This is a genomic window from Actinoplanes sp. NPDC026619, assembly GCF_040638295.1.
Taxonomy (GTDB): domain Bacteria; phylum Actinomycetota; class Actinomycetes; order Mycobacteriales; family Micromonosporaceae; genus Actinoplanes.
In genome coordinates this window covers 20174-37102 of sequence record NZ_JBEZYA010000009.1, presented here as the reverse complement: position 1 = coordinate 37102, position 16929 = coordinate 20174, and the positions used below count along the sequence as shown (strand labels likewise).

The 16929-nt window shown below is 69.1% G+C and carries 19 protein-coding genes and 1 pseudogene; 8 read left to right on the top strand and 12 right to left on the bottom strand.

Annotated elements, in window-relative coordinates; all coding sequences use genetic code 11:
• Positions 1-74: 74 nt before the first annotated feature.
• The 3 genes from rph to AB0E90_RS20700 form a co-directional block, all read right to left on the bottom strand.
• Positions 75-803: a ribonuclease PH gene (gene rph, locus AB0E90_RS20710; RefSeq protein ID WP_360407678.1), complete on the bottom strand. Its 729-nt coding sequence runs from the start codon at positions 801-803 to the stop codon at positions 75-77.
• A gap of 64 nt (positions 804-867) precedes the next feature.
• A complete protein-coding gene (locus AB0E90_RS20705; RefSeq protein ID WP_360407675.1) occupies positions 868-2037 on the bottom strand; it encodes a glycosyltransferase in 1170 nt (389 codons plus the stop codon).
• A 69-nt stretch (positions 2038-2106) separates the two neighbouring features.
• The gene (locus tag AB0E90_RS20700) at positions 2107-2853 is read right to left on the bottom strand and encodes an MBL fold metallo-hydrolase (RefSeq protein ID WP_360407672.1); all 747 of its coding nucleotides are present in this window, start codon (positions 2851-2853) and stop codon (positions 2107-2109) included.
• A 261-nt stretch (positions 2854-3114) separates the two neighbouring features.
• On the opposite strand from AB0E90_RS20700, the gene AB0E90_RS20695 reads away from it, so the two are divergent.
• The gene (locus AB0E90_RS20695; protein ID WP_360407669.1) at positions 3115-3525 is read left to right on the top strand and encodes a hypothetical protein; all 411 of its coding nucleotides are present in this window, start codon (positions 3115-3117) and stop codon (positions 3523-3525) included.
• On the opposite strand, the gene AB0E90_RS20690 is transcribed toward AB0E90_RS20695, so the two are convergent.
• From AB0E90_RS20690 to clpS, 5 genes and pseudogenes are all read right to left on the bottom strand, one after another.
• Entirely contained in the window at positions 3522-4487 is a 966-nt protein-coding gene (locus tag AB0E90_RS20690; protein WP_360407666.1) for a cysteine synthase, read from the bottom strand. The two genes, AB0E90_RS20695 and AB0E90_RS20690, sit on opposite strands and share 4 nt — an antisense overlap.
• A gap of 8 nt (positions 4488-4495) precedes the next feature.
• The gene (locus AB0E90_RS20685) at positions 4496-4852 is read right to left on the bottom strand and encodes a MoaD/ThiS family protein (protein ID WP_360407663.1); all 357 of its coding nucleotides are present in this window, start codon (positions 4850-4852) and stop codon (positions 4496-4498) included.
• 56 nt (positions 4853-4908) lie between these two features.
• A pseudogene (locus AB0E90_RS20680) lies at positions 4909-5393 on the bottom strand (M67 family metallopeptidase).
• A 53-nt stretch (positions 5394-5446) separates the two neighbouring features.
• Positions 5447-5947, bottom strand: a complete 501-nt coding sequence (locus AB0E90_RS20675; RefSeq protein WP_360407660.1) for a DUF2017 domain-containing protein — start codon at positions 5945-5947, stop codon at positions 5447-5449.
• Positions 5948-5967: 20 nt separating this feature from the next.
• On the bottom strand, positions 5968-6258 hold the full coding sequence (gene clpS, locus AB0E90_RS20670) for an ATP-dependent Clp protease adapter ClpS (protein ID WP_360407657.1): 291 nt from the start codon (positions 6256-6258) through the stop codon (positions 5968-5970).
• Between the two features lie 105 nt (positions 6259-6363).
• On the opposite strand from clpS, the gene AB0E90_RS20665 reads away from it, so the two are divergent.
• The 3 genes from AB0E90_RS20665 to AB0E90_RS20655 all read left to right on the top strand — a co-directional run bounded on the left by AB0E90_RS20665 (position 6364) and on the right by AB0E90_RS20655 (position 9584).
• Positions 6364-7650: a nicotinate phosphoribosyltransferase gene (locus tag AB0E90_RS20665; RefSeq protein WP_360407654.1), complete on the top strand. Its 1287-nt coding sequence runs from the start codon at positions 6364-6366 to the stop codon at positions 7648-7650.
• A gap of 11 nt (positions 7651-7661) precedes the next feature.
• The gene (locus AB0E90_RS20660) at positions 7662-8234 is read left to right on the top strand and encodes an isochorismatase family protein (protein ID WP_360407651.1); all 573 of its coding nucleotides are present in this window, start codon (positions 7662-7664) and stop codon (positions 8232-8234) included.
• A 75-nt stretch (positions 8235-8309) separates the two neighbouring features.
• Positions 8310-9584, top strand: a complete 1275-nt coding sequence (locus AB0E90_RS20655; RefSeq protein ID WP_360407648.1) for an MFS transporter — start codon at positions 8310-8312, stop codon at positions 9582-9584.
• Between the two features lie 21 nt (positions 9585-9605).
• Here AB0E90_RS20655 and AB0E90_RS20650 read toward each other — a convergent pair whose 3' ends face one another.
• Positions 9606-10409: a calcium-binding protein gene (locus AB0E90_RS20650; RefSeq protein ID WP_360407645.1), complete on the bottom strand. Its 804-nt coding sequence runs from the start codon at positions 10407-10409 to the stop codon at positions 9606-9608.
• A gap of 181 nt (positions 10410-10590) precedes the next feature.
• Here AB0E90_RS20650 and AB0E90_RS20645 point away from each other — a divergent pair, with 181 nt between their 5' ends.
• On the top strand, positions 10591-10911 hold the full coding sequence (locus AB0E90_RS20645; protein ID WP_360407642.1) for a multidrug efflux SMR transporter: 321 nt from the start codon (positions 10591-10593) through the stop codon (positions 10909-10911).
• A gap of 83 nt (positions 10912-10994) precedes the next feature.
• Positions 10995-11471 carry a TetR family transcriptional regulator gene (locus AB0E90_RS20640; RefSeq protein ID WP_360407639.1) on the top strand — a complete coding sequence of 159 codons (477 nt, stop codon included), beginning with the start codon at positions 10995-10997 and terminating at the stop codon, positions 11469-11471.
• A gap of 54 nt (positions 11472-11525) precedes the next feature.
• On the opposite strand, the gene ctaD is transcribed toward AB0E90_RS20640, so the two are convergent.
• Together ctaD and AB0E90_RS20630 are read right to left on the bottom strand one after the other, a co-directional pair.
• Positions 11526-13280 carry a cytochrome c oxidase subunit I gene (ctaD, locus tag AB0E90_RS20635; protein WP_360407636.1) on the bottom strand — a complete coding sequence of 585 codons (1755 nt, stop codon included), beginning with the start codon at positions 13278-13280 and terminating at the stop codon, positions 11526-11528.
• A gap of 122 nt (positions 13281-13402) precedes the next feature.
• Entirely contained in the window at positions 13403-14527 is a 1125-nt protein-coding gene (locus AB0E90_RS20630) for an FAD-dependent monooxygenase (protein WP_360408481.1), read from the bottom strand.
• A 120-nt stretch (positions 14528-14647) separates the two neighbouring features.
• On the opposite strand from AB0E90_RS20630, the gene AB0E90_RS20625 reads away from it, so the two are divergent.
• The gene (locus AB0E90_RS20625; protein WP_360407633.1) at positions 14648-15043 is read left to right on the top strand and encodes a VOC family protein; all 396 of its coding nucleotides are present in this window, start codon (positions 14648-14650) and stop codon (positions 15041-15043) included.
• On the opposite strand, the gene AB0E90_RS20620 is transcribed toward AB0E90_RS20625, so the two are convergent.
• Entirely contained in the window at positions 15033-15701 is a 669-nt protein-coding gene (locus AB0E90_RS20620) for a helix-turn-helix domain-containing protein (protein WP_360407630.1), read from the bottom strand. The two genes, AB0E90_RS20625 and AB0E90_RS20620, sit on opposite strands and share 11 nt — an antisense overlap.
• A 33-nt stretch (positions 15702-15734) precedes the next feature.
• On the opposite strand from AB0E90_RS20620, the gene AB0E90_RS20615 reads away from it, so the two are divergent.
• Entirely contained in the window at positions 15735-16805 is a 1071-nt protein-coding gene (locus AB0E90_RS20615; protein WP_360407627.1) for a DNA polymerase ligase N-terminal domain-containing protein, read from the top strand.
• Positions 16806-16929: the final 124 nt, after the last annotated feature.

Sequence of the window (16929 nt, the reverse complement as noted above, 5' to 3'; positions counted from 1 at the left end):
CAGCTCCTCGCTTCGCTCCGAGCTGCCAAGAGCCAATTCCACACTGAGCTGGCCGATTCGCTCGCTGCGCTCGCTCATGAGGCAAGAGCCTTCAGCTGGGCCGCGGCCAACTCGGTGCAACCGAGGACGCCCAGGTCGAGCAGGGCGTCCATCTGGTCGCGGCGGAACACGCCGTCCTCGCCGGTGCCCTGCACCTCGACGAAGTCGCCGTCGCCGGTGCACACCACGTTCATGTCGACCTCGGCCTTGACGTCCTCGAGATACATCAGGTCGAGGCGGGGCTCGCCGTCGATGATGCCCACGCTGACCGCCTGGATCGAGCGGTGCATCACCTTATCGACCTTGCCGGCCAGGGACTTGCGATCGGCCAGCCAATTCACCGCGTCGTGCAACGCGACATAGGCCCCGGTGATCGCGGCCGTGCGGGTGCCGCCGTCGGCCTGCAGCACGTCACAGTCGAGGACGATCGAGTTTTCGCCGAGGGCCTTGAGGTCGATGCAGGCCCGCAGGCTGCGCCCGATCAGGCGGGAGATCTCGTGGGTGCGGCCACCGACCTTGCCCTTGATGCTCTCCCGGTCGCCGCGGGTGTTGGTGGCGCGGGGCAGCATCGCATATTCGGCGGTGACCCAGCCGAGGCCGGAACCCTTGCGCCAGCGCGGCACCCCCTCGGTGACGCTGGCGGTGCAGAGCACCCGGGTGTCGCCGAACTCGACGAGCACCGACCCCTCCGGATGGATGCTCCATTTCCGGGTGAGGGTCACGGGTCGTAGCTGGTCGGCCGCTCGGCCGTCGGGGCGTGCCATGCCCCAAACCTTATTGGTTGGAGGCCCGGCCCGCTCCGCGGGGTTTCCTGCCTGTGGATAACTGCTAAACGTTGCGGGGCACAGCCGGGCGCAGCACGGCCTCCGGCCGCTGGCGGGCGATCGTCACCTCGAGCGGCAGCGCACCGTGCGCCCGCAGGAAGCCGTCCACCGCCCGCTGCCAGCCGAATCCCTCGGCCCGGGCCCGGGCGGCCGCGCGCCGCTCCGCCTCCGGGCGCGCGATCAGGGCCCGGATCCCCTCGGCGAACGCCTCCGGAGTTCCGGGAACCGCGATGCCGGCGTCACCGATCACCTCGGGCAGCGCGCTGCTCTCGTTGACCACCACCGGCGTACCACAAGCCAGGGCCTCCAGGGCCGCCAGGCCGAACGTCTCCACCGGGCCCGGTGAAACGACGACATCGGCGCTGGCCATCAGCGACGCGACCGCGGAGCGGTCGGTGATGTGGCCGGCGAACCGCACCGGGAGCCGGGCCGCCCGGTAGGCGAGCGCGGCCCGGCGCCGGCCGTCACCGGCCACCGCGAGCACCGCCGGCACCCGCTGGTTGCGCAGCGCCGCGATCGCGTCGACCGCCAGCTCGGGACGCTTGGCCGCGGACAGCCGGCTGCAGAACGCCACCAGCAGCTCGTCGGGCCGGGCGTAACGGGCGCGGATGGCCGGGTCGCGGCGCGACGGGTGGAACTCGTCGAGGTCGACGCCGAGCGGCACCTCGACCAGGTTGGGCACGCCCAGCCGGCGGAACTCGGCGGCGGCGAACGCGGTGGTGCAGACGATCGTGTCGAAATGCTCGGCGGTGCGCAGGTTGAGGCGGTCGGCCAGGTGGTCGCGCTTGGGCATGCCCCAGACGCCGAGCAGGCCGGCCAGGCTCTCGTGCGACACCATCACCGAGCCGACGCCACGCATCCGCGCCCAGCCGCCGGTCCAGCGCAGAGTGGCCCGGTCGGAGACCTCGATGCGGTCGGGCTCGAGCGAGTCGAGCAGCCGGGTCAGCTCGCTGCGGCGGGCGATCACCCGGTAGCCACCGCTGCGCGGCAGGCGCGCGCTGGGCAGGGTGATGACGCGGCCCTGGGAGGTCTGGATGTCGGAGTGCTCGCGCCCGGGAATGATGAGGATCGCCTCGTGACCCGCGCTCTGGTAGCCCTCGCCCAGATTGCGAAGAGCTGTCCGGAGGCCACCGGTATGAGTCGTCACGAAGTTGGCCAGGCGGACGATGCGCATGCAAGCAACTCCAAGATCACGATCCGGTGGTGCTACGGCTGAGCGCCCCCGCCCCCCGGTTCGGGCTCTTTAGAGATCGTACCGGGCGCCGGGGCGAACCACCTCAACCGGGCCGGTAAAGGCCGCGGTGGCCGCATCCACAATAGATGCCTCGGAGAACCATGCAGGTATCAAATGGGTCAGCAAAAGCCGCCCCACGTCCGCCTTGGTCGCCGCTTCGCCCGCCTCGCCGCCGGTCAGGTGCAGGCCAGGCGGGTTGTCCACCCCGTCCAGGTAACTTGCCTCACAGAGAAACAGGTCGGCGCCGGCGGCCAGGCGGAGCAGCGGCTCACAGGGCGCGGTGTCCGAGGAGTACGCCAGGACGTGGCCCTCGTGCTCGACGCGGACGCCGTACGTCTCGATCGGATGGTTGACCCGGTCGACAGTGATCGTGAACGGCCCGATCGGAAACGTCCCCGGCTGAAGGCCGTAGAACGTGTAAACGTCGTCCAGGGGCTCGTTCTCCGAGCTGTACGCCGAGGAGATGCGCTCGGCGGCGCCGAGTGGCGCGTAGACCGGGATGGGCGGCCGGGCGCCGGTCGGGTCATATCGACGGACCACGATGTAGGTGCAGGCGTCCAGCATGTGGTCACAGTGCAGGTGCGTCAGGATGATTGCGTCGATCGAGTTCATGTCGGTGTACCGCTGCATCGCCGACATCGACCCTGATCCGAAATCGATGAGAAGCCGGAAATCATCGGCCTCGACGAGATAGGCGGAGCAAGCCGCCTCGGGGCCGGGAAAACTGCCGGCACAGCCGAGAACGGTCAGTCGCATGCGGGTCCCTCTGGCTCACGCTGGGTCGTCCACGCCCCGCCGGACCGGTCCGTGGCAGTCTCGTCAGACCAGTCAATCACGGAGCGAAGCATATGCCGCGAGCTGCGCGGCAGGTAAACGTCTGATCGATTTGTCGCTAAATCGACAACGTACATCACATTGCCCGTGACCTCGGTCATTAGCGCATTTCCCGTTACGTCCGGTGAGTCCTTTGCGTTGCACAAAGTGAGGACTTCTAGGGACGGACAGGACGGCGGGATAGTGACAACGGTCGAGCAGAACCGCGGCACGCGCACCGAGGCGGCAGAGATCATGCCGTTCGGCGGATGGGAGAGTGCGCCCGCGCCCGCACAGTTCGGCGACCGAGAGGCGTTGTTCCGCTTTCCGGCGGCGGACGACCCGGCACCGTCGCCGATGCGGCTGCTCACGATGGCGCTCTACGCCGCCGCGCTGGGCCTGACCGGTCTCGGGGTCGGGGTGCGCGGGTTCGTCGCGGTCGTCGAGGGCGCGGCCTTCTGGTACGTCCCGACCATGTCCTTTTTCGGACTTCTGAGCGTGGCTCTGGTCGTCGGATCGTTCCTGTCGATCCACCGCCCGGTGCTGCCGTGGCTGCTTCTGGCCGCAGCCACGGCCCCGTTGGCGGTCGACGTGCTGATCGCCGTTTTGTATTAAGCCCAGAGCTGGCCCTCGAGGGCCTCTTCCGCGTCGTTGAGCGTGCCGCCGTAGGCGCCGGTCGACAGGTACTTCCAGCCGCCGTCGGCGATCACGAAGGCCACGTCGGCGCCGCGGCCGGCCTTGACCGCCTCGTGCGCCACCGCGAGCGCCGCGTGCAGGATCGCCCCGCTGGAGAACCCGGCGAAGATCCCCTCGACCTCGACCAGCTGGCGGGTGCGCAGCACGGCGTCCCGGGTGCCGACCGAGAAACGGCGGGTCAGCACGCTCGCGTCGTACAACTCGGGCACGTAGCCCTCGTCGATGTTGCGCAGGCCGTAGACCAGCTCGCCGTAGCGCGGCTCGGCCGCGATGATCTGGATGCCCTCGACCTTTTCCCGCAGGTAGCGGCCGGTGCCCATGAGCGTGCCGGTGGTGCCCAGGCCGGCCACGAAGTGGGTGATCGTCGGCAGGTCGTGCAACAGCTCGGGGCCGGTGGTCTCGTAGTGCGCGCGGGCGTTCGCCGGGTTGCCGTACTGAAAGAGCATCTTCCAGTCCGGGTGCTCGGCGGCGATCTGCTTGGCGGTTGCCACGGCCTGGTTCGACCCACCTGCGGCGGGCGAGGTGATGATCTCCGCGCCGTACATCCGGAGGATTTGGACCCGCTCGGCCGAGACGTTTTCCGGCATGACGCAGACGAGGCGATAGCCTCGCAGTTTTGCCACCATGGCCAGCGCGATGCCGGTGTTACCGCTGGTCGGCTCGAGGATCGTGTCGCCGGGGTGCAGATGGCCGGACTCCTCGGCCTCGCGCACCATGAACAGCGCCGCCCGGTCCTTGATGCTGCCGGTCGGGTTGCGATCTTCCAGCTTGGCCCAGAGGCGCACCGCCGGTGCCCCGTCGGGCACCGTCGGCGACAGGCGGGGCAGGCCGACCAGCGGCGTGCCCCCGCACGCGTCCAGCAGGCTCTCGTAACGAGCCATAATTCAGCTCAGCCTTCAGCCCGGTCAAGGGTGGCGGCGGGGCGGTTGGGCCGGGGCCCGAGCAGCGCGGCAGCCGCGGCGAAGCCCAGGGCGCCACCGGCGACGGCCGGCAGGATGGTGATCGAGTCACCGTCGTTGAGCTTGGCGTCGAGCGCGCCGAGGAAACGCACGTCCTCGTCGTTGATGTAGATGTTGACGAAGCGGTGCAGGTTGCCCTCGGGCGTGATCAGCCGGCCCTTGAGACCGCTGTGCTTGGCGTCGAGGTCGTCGAGCAGCGCAGTGAGCGTGTCGCCAGAACCCTCGACGACCTTCGAGCCGCCGGTGTAGCTGCGCAGAATGGTGGGAACGCGAACTTCGATAGCCATTTCGGTGATGCTCCTGAGTGAGGTCGAACAACGGGAAGAGGTCTACGAGGGTGTCGTCAGCGACACTCGTAGACCACCGAGACGGGGCTCTGCCCGAACATGTACGACTGCACGGCGCTCACGCGTCCACCGTCGCATCCACGATGTTGATCTCTTCTTCGGCCACCACACCGTCCACGATGCGGAACGATCGGATCTCTTCGGAGTCCGGCTCGCGGGTCGAGACGAGAACGTAATGAGCGCCCGGCTCACCGGCGAACGAAACATCCGTCCGGGACGGGTACGCCTCGGTCGCGGTGTGCGAGTGGTAGATGACCACCGGCTCCTCGTCGTTGTCATCCATCTCGCGCCACACCCGCAGCTGCTCGAGGGAGTCGAACTCGTAGAAGGTCATCGACCGGGCGGCATTGTCCATCGGGATGAGCCTGGTCGGCAGGTCACTGCCGAGCGGCCCGGCGACCACGCCACAGGCCTCGTCGGGGTGGTCCCGGCGAGCGTGGGCGACGATCGCGTCGACGACCGCCCGGTCGATGGTCAGCACGCTGTTCACATTACCGTGAGATTTCCCCGGGCCGACTATGGCCGTGCCCACAGTCAGTCGATCTCCGGCAGCGCGTTGAGCAGCGACTCCTGGAGGTAACCCAGGTACGCGTACACACTGAGCTGGAAGACCCGGCTCGAGCTGGGGTCCTTCACCACCGCCGACTCCAGCTCCTCGCTGAGATCGGTCTCGGCGGTGATGTCGAGGCGGGTGCCCATCGCCAGCCGCGCGTCGTTGATGGCGCGCAGCCAGGCCTCGGCGGCCTCGCCGTCCAGGCGGACCTCGCCCTCGCCCTCGTCGGGCAGGGCGGCGAGGATCGCGCCCGCCTGATCGATCTTGCCGGTCTTGAGCTCACCCTCGGTGTAGAGCCGGAACTCGGCCGACTCCTCCGGGCGATCCGGGTAAATGTCGGGGAACAGGCGGCCCACCACCGGATCGGTGTGGTCCATCCCGTCGGTCAGCAGGCCGACCACTTCGCCGGCGACCTTGCGCAGCACGCGCACCTCGTCGATCGCGAAGGTGGCCACGCACTGGCTGCCGTTGCGTCGGAACATCTGCCCTCTCCCGCGGTTGCTCAGGCCCGGTCAACCGTCGCCCAGAGACCGTATCCATGCAGCTGGTTCGCGTCCATCTCCATGCGCTCCCGGGCACCTGACGAGACCACCGCCTTGCCCTTCGTGTGCACATCGAGCATCAGCTGCTCGGCTCGCTCCTTGCTGTAGCCGAACAACTTCTGGAAAACATAGGTCACGTAAGACATGAGGTTGACCGGATCGTCCCAGACGATCGTCACCCATGGCCGGTCATCGGCGGGGGCTTCCTCGATCTCTGGCGCCTCGAAGGGAGCAACCTGTGGCAACGCCATGACCCCCATGTTGCCACCGGATTTGCCGGATCGGTGAACCGGAACGCCGAACCGCAGGTCAGGGCACCATTAGTAAGGGGCAGCAGCGCGCAATAGGGTGAGGGGGTGAACTCCTTCGCCCCCGCGTTGATGACCGACCAGTACGAGCTGACCATGGTCAGTGCCGCGCTGAAGGACGGCACCGCCGACCGCAGCTGCGTGTTCGAGGTCTTCGCCCGCCGGCTGCCCACCGGGCGCCGCTACGGCGTGGTCGCCGGCCCGGGACGACTGATGGAGCTGATCCGCGACTTCCGGTTCACCGATGAGGACGTCGACTTCCTGCGCCGGGCGCAGATCGTCGACGAGAGCACCGCGGCCTGGCTTTCGGCCTATCGATTCACCGGCGACATCGATGGGTACGCCGAGGGCGAGCTGTTCTTCCCCGGCTCGCCGATCATGACGGTCTCCGGCACCTTCGCCGAGTGCGTGATCCTGGAGACGCTGATCCTGTCGGTGCTCAACCACGACTGCGCGATCGCGACCGGCGCGGCCCGCATGGTCACCGCGGCCCGGGGGCGCCCGATCATCGAGATGGGCTCACGGCGCACGCATGAGGATGCCGCCGTCGCCGCCGCCCGCGCCGCCTATCTCGCGGGTTTCGCCTCGACCTCCAACCTGGCCGCCGGCGCGAAGTACGGCATTCCCACCACCGGCACCTCGGCGCACGCGTTCACGCTGCTGCACGACAACGAGCCGGCCGCGTTCGCCTCCCAGGTGGCGGCGCTCGGGAAGAACACGACACTGCTGGTCGACACGTACGACATCGCCCAGGGCATCCGGAACGCGATCGCGGTGGCCGGCCCCGACCTGCGGGCCGTCCGGATCGACTCCGGCGACCTGTCGGTGCTGGCCCAGCACTCCCGCGAGCTGCTCGACTCGCTCGGCGCCACCGAAACCAAGATCGTCGTCTCCGGCGACATGGACGAGTACGCCATCGCCACCCTCGCCGCCGAGCCGGTCGACATGTACGGCGCCGGCACCGCCGTGGTCACCGGCTCCGGGGCGCCCACCGCCGGCCTGGTCTACAAGCTGGTCGAGGTCGAGGGCCGCCCGGTCGTGAAGCGCTCGGAGAACAAGGCGACGGTCGGCGGCCGCAAGACCGCGGTGCGCCGGCACAAGCCGACCGGCACCGCCACCGAGGAGATCATCGTCTCCCAGGGGGTGCCGGACCACGTGGTCAACGACCGGCTGCTGCAGCGCTCGTTCGTGGCCGGCGGCGAGGTGGTCGAGCTGCCCACCCTGCAGGAGTCCCGGGACCACCTGCGCCAGTGCCTGATCTCGATCCCGTGGGAAGGCCTCAAGCTCTCGGCCGGCGACCCGGCCATTCCCGTCACCATCGTCCCGACCGCATAAGAGGTGTTGTTGTGGCACGCGCGCTGATCATCGTCGACGTTCAGAACGACTTCTGCGAGGGCGGCTCCCTGGCCGTGACCGGCGGCGCCGCGGTCGCCGCCGACATCTCCTCGGCGCTCGCGGCGGGCGGCCGCTGGGACCATGTGGTCGCCACCAAGGACTGGCACATCGACCCCGGAAACCACTTCAGCGACCACCCGGATTACCTGGACACCTGGCCCGCGCACTGCGTGGTCGGCTCCGGGGGCGCCGAGTTCCACCCGTCGCTGGTAACCGACCGGGTCGAGGAGGTTTTCCACAAGGGCGAGCACAAGGCGGCCTATTCGGGCTTCGAGGGGCACGCCACCGACGGCTCGGGCCTGGCCTCCTGGCTGCGGGCCCGAGACGTCACCGAGGTCGATGTGGTGGGAATCGCAACCGACCATTGCGTACGGGCGACCGCGCTCGACGCACGCGCGGCCGGGTTCGCCACCACGGTCCTGCTGGAGCTGACCGCCGGCGTAGCTCCCGGAACGACCGAGGCGGCGCTCGAGGAGTTCCGCACCGCGTCGGTGGAAATGTCCGGCTCCCCGCGCGTTTCGTAGGTTTCCTGCCCGCGAAAGTAGTTGGTTTTCTGTCGTACCCCCGAGGCAGGATGTCGGGCGGAGGTCAGGAACCACATGCTGCTCACGCCTTACCGCGAAACACTCGCGTTGCCCCGGATCAAGTCGCTGCTGGCCGTGGCGACGCTGGCCCGCATCCCGATCGCGGCCGGCGCGGTGGTCCTGACCCTGCACGTGGTCACCGACCTGGATCGTGGTTATGGCGCCGCGGGCCTGGTCGGCGCGGCGTTCACCCTCGGCGGCTCGGTCGGCGCGCCGCTGATGGGCCGGCTGATCGACCGGCGCGGCCTGCGCCCGGTCCTGGTCCTGACCACCGCGGCCGAGGTCGTCTTCTGGTCGGTGGCCCAGGGCGTTCCCTATCTTGCGCTGCTGGTGATGGCGCTGTTCGGCGGCTTCCTGGCGCTGCCGGCGTTCGCGGTGGCCCGCCAGTCGATCGCCGCGCTGACCCCCGAGGCCCAGCGCCTGCCGGCGTTCGCCCTCGACTCGATCACCACCGAGCTCTCGTTCATGACCGGCCCGGCGCTGGGCGTGCTGATCGCCACCGGCCCGGGCCCAAGGGTGGCGATGCTCACCATCGGCGCCGGCATCCTGCTGTCCGGCGTCGGCCTGTGGCTGCTCAACCCGCCGGTGCGGGCCGCACACGAGTCGCCGGTGTCCGCGGGTGAGCGGGTCCCCCGCCGCTCCTGGCTGCGCCCCCGCTTCGTCGCCATCCTGGCCGTGACGATGGCCGCCACTCTGGTGCTCTCCGGCACCGACGTGGCGGTCGTGGCCGTCCTGCGGGAACGCGGCGAGGTCGGCTGGACCGGCCCGGTGATGACCCTGTGGGCGCTCTATTCGCTGCTGGGCGGCTTCGCCTACGGCACGATGAGCCGGCGTCTGCCCGCGGTCGCGCTGCTGGCCCCGATGGCCGCGCTGACCATGACGGTCGCGTTCGGCGGCGCGCACTGGTGGCTGCTGGCCATCCTGCTGATCCCGTGCGGCGCCCTGTGCGCCCCGACGATCACCGCCAGCGCCGACGCGGTGAGCCGGCTGACCCCGGCCCCGGCCCGCGGCGAGGCGATGGGCCTGCACAACTCGTCACTGACGGTCGGCGTCGCCCTGGGCGGCCCGCTGGCCGGCCTCGCCGCCGACACCTGGTCACCGGTGTGGGGCTTCGTGGCGGTGGGCGGCGTCGGCACCCTGATCGCCCTGGCCGTGATCCCTGTTCAGGTGCTCCAACGCCGCGGCGAGGCCTCGATCCGGCCCCCGGCCGATGCCGTCGCGACCGACCCGGCCGAGCTGATCCCGCGCCAATCGCGAGAGGCTCTGGCCAGCCCGGCCGGTCATCGCTGAGGTGGCAGCACCCGGGCCGGCTCAGTGGGACGACGTGACGATCGTGTTGATGCCCGGGCCGCCGATCAGGGTGTCCTTCGCCGTGCAGTTGCCGACCGGGTCGCCCGCGAGGCAGTCGTTGCCGATCAGGTAATCGCCGCCGTAACCACCGTCGATGTAGTCGGCGTCCGCTCCCCCGCTCAGGAAGTCGTCGCCGAAGCCGCCGAAGATGTGGTCGCTACCGGCGAAACCGAACGCGGTGTCGTCGCCGTTGTCGCCGTACATCCAGTCGTTGCTGACGAACTTGCCGCCGACATCCATGATCAGGTCGGCGCCGTCACCGCCGTGGGACACGTCGTTGCCGAGGTCGGGATAGATGGTGTCGTTGCCGCCGGCACCCCAGATCTTGTCGTTGCCGTTGTCGCCGTTGATGAGGTCGGCCCGAGGACCGCCGACGATGGTGTCGCTGCCGGTGCCGCCGTTCAGCGTCGACGGCAGGCTGGCCTTGTTGGTGATCGAGTCGTTGCGGTCATAGGTGTAGACGCGCACCCGGGTCGGAGCGGTCCTGGTCGTACAGCGGACCTTGGTCTTGTCGCCCTTGACCTCCTTGCAGCCCTTGCCGGCCTTGATCGCGACGGTGTCGTCGATCGTGATGGTGCGGCCGGCGAGGGTGACGACGACCTTGTTCTGCTTGCCCTTGGCGGCCTTGTAGTTGACCTTGGTGGTCTCCACCACGGAGGCCACGCCGGTCGAGGCGGCCTGGGCGGACGTCGCCGCGAGGGCGTCGATCGAGGCGGCCACGAGCAGTGCCAGGCCGACGCGGGTCAGCCAGACGGAGTAACGCACGGAGGATCCTCCCCAGGGATCCGGCGGCCGGGAGCGCCGCGGGTGCGGAGATCATAGGTCCTCACCCATGTCGTGAGCTGCCCCGAATCCCCCACCATCGGCAGCCGAAAACAGGAGATGAGCTTTCCTCGCCTCTGTTGTACGATCGTACTTGTACAGATGTACAAGAAGAGGTGTGACCGTGTCGTACGTGTACCTGCTGGCCGCCATTGCCGCAGAGATCGTCGCTACCAGCATGATGAAGTCGACCGAGGGGTTCACTCGGCTCTGGCCCACGCTGGCCTGCCTGACCGGCTATGCGATCTCGCTGATCGCGCTGTCCCAGGCGGTCAAGGGCGTGCCGGTGGGCGTGGCCTACGCTTTGTGGTCGGCCCTGGGCACCGCCGCGATCGTCGCGATCGGCGCCGTCTTCCTGGACGAGCCCATCACGCTGCTCAAGGTGGCAGGCATCAGCCTGATCATCGCCGGCGTAGTGACCCTCAACCTCGGCGGTGCCAGCTGAACGAGCAAGACCAACCGAGGCCCGGGCGGCGGTCGCGGGATCCGCAGGCTCGGCGGGAGGCGCTCGCCGCGGCGACGATCGAGGTGATTGCCGAGGTCGGCATCGGCCGCACGTCGCACCGGCTGGTGGCGGCTCGGGCCGACCTCCCGCTCGGCGCCACCACCTATTACTTCCCGACCCTCGACGCCCTGATCGCCGCGGCCCTGCAGAAGGCGGCCGAAGATCAGGAGGCCGACCTGCGCCGGTGGGCCGACCGCCTGGAGAACGCCCCCGACCTGGCCGAGGCGCTCGTGGAGCTGGTCGACGAGTACATGTCCGACCGCCGCCGGGCCCAGATCGAGTTCGAGCTCTGTGTGGCCGCCGCCCGCGACGAAGCCCTGCAGCCCCTGGGCCGCGACTGGCTTCAGGGCCTGCACGAGCTCCTGGCTCCGCACGTCGGCGACCAGCCGGCGCACGACATCTCGGCCTTCCTGGACGGCGTCATGCTCCACATGCTGACCGCCAACCGCCCGCTGAACGCGCCCGCCCTGAAAGCAGCCATCGAGCGCCTGGCGCCCTAGGAAAGGGCTCGGCCCGCCCTTCCCGGAGGAAGAGCGGGCCGAAACGACTGTCGGTCAGCGGTCCAGGTTGGCGGAGGTGTCCTCCTGGTAGGTGGCACCGCCGTCGGCCTCACTGGTCAGCGGCTTCGCGCCGCCCTCCGGCGGGCCGGCCAGCGAGTGGCCGGCGGCCAGCTCCGGGAACTTCAGGTCGAAGGCCGGGCGCTCCGAGCGGATGCGCGGCATGCGGTCGAAGTTGCGCAGCGGCGGCGGGGACGAGGTAGCCCACTCGAGCGAGTTGCCGTGGCCCCACGGGTCGTCGACGTTCACTACCTGGCCGACCTTGTAGGACTTCCAGCAGTTGTAGAGGAACGGCAGCGTGGACAGGCCCAGGATGAACGAGCCGATCGTGGAGAAGGTGTTCAGGAACGTGAAGCCGTCCGACGGCAGGTAGTCGGCGTAACGCCGGGGCATGCCCTCGGTGCCGAGCCAGTGCTGCACCAGGAAGGTGGCGTGGAAGCCCAGGAACGTCAGCCAGAAGTGAATCTTGCCGAGGCGGTCGTCGAGCATCCGGCCGAACATCTTCGGGAACCAGAAATAGATGCCGGCGAAGACGGCGAACACGATCGTGCCGAACAGCACGTAGTGGAAGTGCGCGATCACAAAGTATGAGTCGCTGACGTGGAAGTCGATGGGCGGCGAGGCGAGCAGCACGCCGGACAGACCACCGAAGAGGAACGTGACCAGGAAGCCGATCGCGAACATCATCGGTGTCTCGAAGCTGATCTGGCCTCGCCACATGGTGCCGATCCAGACGAAGAATTTCATGCCGGTCGGTACGGCGATCAGGAAGCTCAGGAAGCTGAAGAACGGCAGCAGCACCTGGCCGGTGACGAACATGTGGTGCGCCCACACCGACATGGACAGTGCGCCGATCAGCAGCGTCGCGGCGACCAGGCCCTTGTAGCCGAAGACCGGCTTGCGGCTGAACACCGGGATGACCTCGGTGATGATGCCGAAGAAGGGCAACGCGACGATGTAGACCTCGGGATGGCCGAAGAACCAGAAGAGGTGCTGCCAGAGCATCGGCCCGCCGGTGTTCACGTCGAAGACGTGCGCGCCGAGGACGCGGTCGGCGGCGAGGGCGAACAGCGCGGCGGCCAGGAACGGGAAGACCATGACCATCAGGAGGCTGGTGACCAGGATGTTCCAGGTCATGATCGGCATCCGGAACATGGTCATGCCGGGCGCCCGGAGCGTGATGATCGTGGTGATCATGTTGACCCCGCCGAGGATCGTGCCCAGACCGGAGAGGGCCAGGCCGACCACCCACATGTTGCCGCCGATGCCCGGCGAGTGCAGCGAGTCGCTCAGCGGGGCGTAGGCGAACCAGCCGAAGTCGGCCGCGCCGCCGGGCGTGAGGAAACCACCGACCGCGATCGAGCCGCCGAACAGGTAGAGCCAGTAGGCGAACGAGTTCAGCCGCGGGAACGCCACGTCGGGCGCGCCGATCTGGATCGGCACCACGAAGTTCGCGAAGGCGAACACGATCGGCGTCGCGAAGAACAGCAGCATGATCGTGCCGTGCATCGTGAACAGCTGGTTGTACTGCTCCGGCGACAGGAACTGCATGCCCGGGCGGGCCAGCTCCGCGCGCATGAGCAGGGCCATCAGGCCGCCCAGCATGAAGAACACGAAGGACGTGATCAAATACATGATCCCGATTTGCTTCGCGTCCGTCGTGCGCAGGATCCGGGCAAGCGCCGAACCCTTGACCTGCCGCCGGACCGGGTAGGGCCGGGTCACGATCGGCTTAGGCGCAACGGTCGTCACGAATAGCCTCCGTCGTCTCGTTCGTACCGCTCAGTACGCGCATAGAGAAAGGCGTACCTCGCAGGCAGAATAGTCCCCCATCCGGCCCACTCGCCCCGGGGGTTGCCCAGAGGTGATCGACCTCAGGCGGGCGGGACCAACGGCCGGTAATGATCTGCGAAGATCCGCAGGCCCCGCCTCCGGAGCATCGGGTCACGCAGCGCCGGCGGCACGTCCCGGGTGCGATCCCGCTCATGGGTGCGGTCGCGCACGACGCCGCATCGGGGCCGGCGGCGCATCTCATACGCCTTCAGCGCGGACGGAACGTCCCCACCGGAACGTTTCAGTTCCTCACCGAGCACGACAGCGTCCTCGAAGGACATGGCGGCGCCCTGGGCGAGGGTGGGCGCGGTCGCGTGGGCCGCGTCACCGACCAGCAGCACCGGGCCGCGATGCCAGGTGTCCAGCACCACCTCGTCGGTGCGGGCCACCGACACCTTCTCGATGGCGCCGAGGATGGCCGGCACCGGTCCGCCGAACGATCCGAAGACGTTCCGCAGGTGGGCACGCGGGTCTTCCGGGTTGGGCGAGTCGGGTGCGGTCTCGTCGGCGTAGAAGTAGAGCTTGCGGCCGCCCATCGGCATGGCGACGAACGACGAACGACGGCCCAGCAGCGCGGTCCAGTCGGACAGCGGCGGGCCGCCGCTGACCACGGATCGGTAGACGATCTGCCCGGTCGGCACGGCGGCGCCACCGAGACCGGCCTTGGCCCGGACCGTGGAACGCCGGCCGTCGGCCCCGATGACCAGGTCGTACTCCGCGACGGTGCCGTCGCCGAACTCGACCTTGGCGGCGCCGTCGAAGATCTCCAGCTCCTTGACCGCGGTGTCGTAGCGGACCTCGCCGCCGACCCCGGTGAGCAGCACCTGTTGCAGGTCGGCCCGGGACAGCGCGCGGGACTCGCCGACACCGGCCCACAGGGCGGCCACGTCCAGCTCGAACAGCGAGCGGCCGCGGGCGTCGAGGAAGACCTGCCGGAAGATCAGATCACCGAGCGGGCGCAGGGGTGCGTCGAGGCCGAGTTGGCGCATCGCACGCGACGCGTTACCGGGCAGATAGATGCCGGCACCCGGCAACATGCTGGCGGGGAGCTCTTCGACGACATCCGGTCGATAGCCGGCAAGCCGAAGCGCCCGAGCAGCGGAAAGACCGGCAATCCCGGCCCCCACCACGAGGATGCGCAAGGTCATCGCGCCAAAGCCTCCCAGCGGTCGGACACGCGTCGGAGCCAGAACACTACCCCTAGCCACCGGGCCGGGAAACCCTCGATCAACCCCGAGTCCGATTTGTTCAAGACAGCCTCCGCACTCCGTCGTAGCGTCGGCGACATGGCACCGATCATCAATGGAATCGGCCTCGGCGTGGCCGACATGGCAACCTCTCTGAACTTCTACCGCCGTCTCGGCCTGGACATCCCGGCCGGGCAGGACAATGAGCCGCACGCCGAAGTGGAGCTACCCGGCGGCATCCGGCTGATGTTCGACACCGAGACACTGCTGGCGTCGATCGACCCGGGCTTCAGCCCCGGTGGACCCAAGACCGGTCCGAGCCTCGCGTTTCTCTGCGCCGACCCGGCCGAGGTGGACTCGACGCACGCCGACCTGGTCGCGGCCGGTTACGACAGTTACCGCGAGCCGTGGGACGCCGAGTGGGGCCAGCGTTACGCGGTCGTGCACGACCCGGACGGTTACCCGGTTGATCTGTTCGCCTGGATCAAACACTGACCAACCTGCCCAGCGGCACGCCGGCCATGGCCCGCACCTCGCGAGCGAGGTGGGCCTGGTCGGCATAGCCGGCCGACGCCGAGACGGCGGCGAAGGGCACGCCGCCGCGGGCCATCCCGACCGCCCGCTGCATCCGCAGGATCCGGGCAAGCACCTTGGGCCCGTATCCGAACGCAATGTTGCTGCGGCGCAGCAACTGCCGATTGCTCAGGCCGGCCCGGGCGGCGATCTCGTCGACCCTCCGCCCGGATGACGACGCCGAGGCCAGCGCCACCATCACCGGATCGGGCTCGGACCAGCGCCGGCCGACCACCTCGAACAGGGCGGCCAGCGGATCGTCGGCCTCGGCGAGCGACCGGGTCGCGGCGGCCGGCCACAGCGCCTCGAGCGGCACCTGCCGATCGACCAGCTCGGAGGCCGGCACACCGAGAACCGGCGGCCCCGTCCCGGAGCTGAATCGCAGCGCGAACATTCGGCTCCCCGGCTGCGGCCGGCCGATCTGCGCGGTCGTGTCGGGCCCGGCCACAAAGACATGACCGTCCCGCCAGATGATGTCGAGACAACCGTCCGGCAGGATGCGGTGCTCCCCCGCGCCCGGCGGCGTGACACTCCGCCAGGCCACGACGTGCGGCAACGATGACGCCCGTTCCGAGTACATGCGAACAGCCTTGCATCGGGGTATGACAAACGCATGGCGGACCGGCTCGGCGAATATCGCCGCAAACGTGATGAAAAACGCACGCCCGAACCCGTTCCCGTGGGCCATCCCGGGGAGACCGGGCGCAACCGGTTCGTCATCCAGCAGCACCATGCCCGCAGCCTGCACTGGGACGTCCGCCTCGAACGCGACGGCGTGCTGGTGAGCTTTGCCGTCCCCCGTGGACTCCCGCGCGACCGCACCCGTAACAACCTCGCCAAACACACCGAAGATCACCCGCTGGAGTACCTGGACTTCGCGGGCGAGATCCCGGCCGGTGAATACGGTGGCGGCCGGATGACGATCTTCGACCGGGGCACCTACGAGACCACGAAGTGGCGCGACGACGAGATCGAGGTGACCTTCCACGGCGACCGGACGGCCGGGCGTTACATCTTCTTCCGGACCGGCGGCGCGGACTGGATGGCGCGGCGGATGGACCCGCCAGAGCCCGGCTGGGAGCCGATGCCGGAGACGGTGCCGCCGATGCTCGCCACCGGTCAGAAGAGCCTTCCCAAAGACGACGACCATTGGGCGTACGAGATGGGGTGGGGTGGCCGGCGCGTCACGGCGTACGTCTCCGGTGGTCGTGTTCGTCTGCTCGAAGCCGGCGCCGGCGAGGTGACCTCGTGGTTTCCGGAGGTCCGGGCCCTGGGGCCGGCGCTCGCGCCGATCGAGGCCGTGCTCGACGGGGAGCTGATGGCGTTCGACGGACCGCGACCCGACGCCAAGCTTCTCGCCCGGCGCACGGCGCCGAAGGATGCCGGGGCCGCTAAGCGCGCCGCCGAGCGGACGCCGGTGCAGTTCCTGGTGTTCGACCTGCTCTGGTTGGAAGGGCACGGCACGACGGAGATCGAGTACGCCCAGCGCCGCGAGTTGCTGGACGGGCTGGCGATCGCCGGTGAGCACTGGCAGACGCCACCGTACTTCCCTGGTGGCGGGCCGTTCGCGAAAGAGGCAGCGCGGGCTCAGGGTCTCTCCGCCATCATCGCCAAGCGGCTGGACTCGCCCTATCTGCCGGGCGAGGCCAGCAAGCTCTGGCGGGAAATCCCGGTTGCGACCTGAGAGCAAGCCCACATCCAGGGTTCAGCCGCCCCACGCCCGAGCCGATGGGTGAACTGAGGCCCTCGGCGCACCCTTAGTCCGTGCCCCGGCGGTCGTCAACCGGTTCCCTCGGCCGGGATCCCGG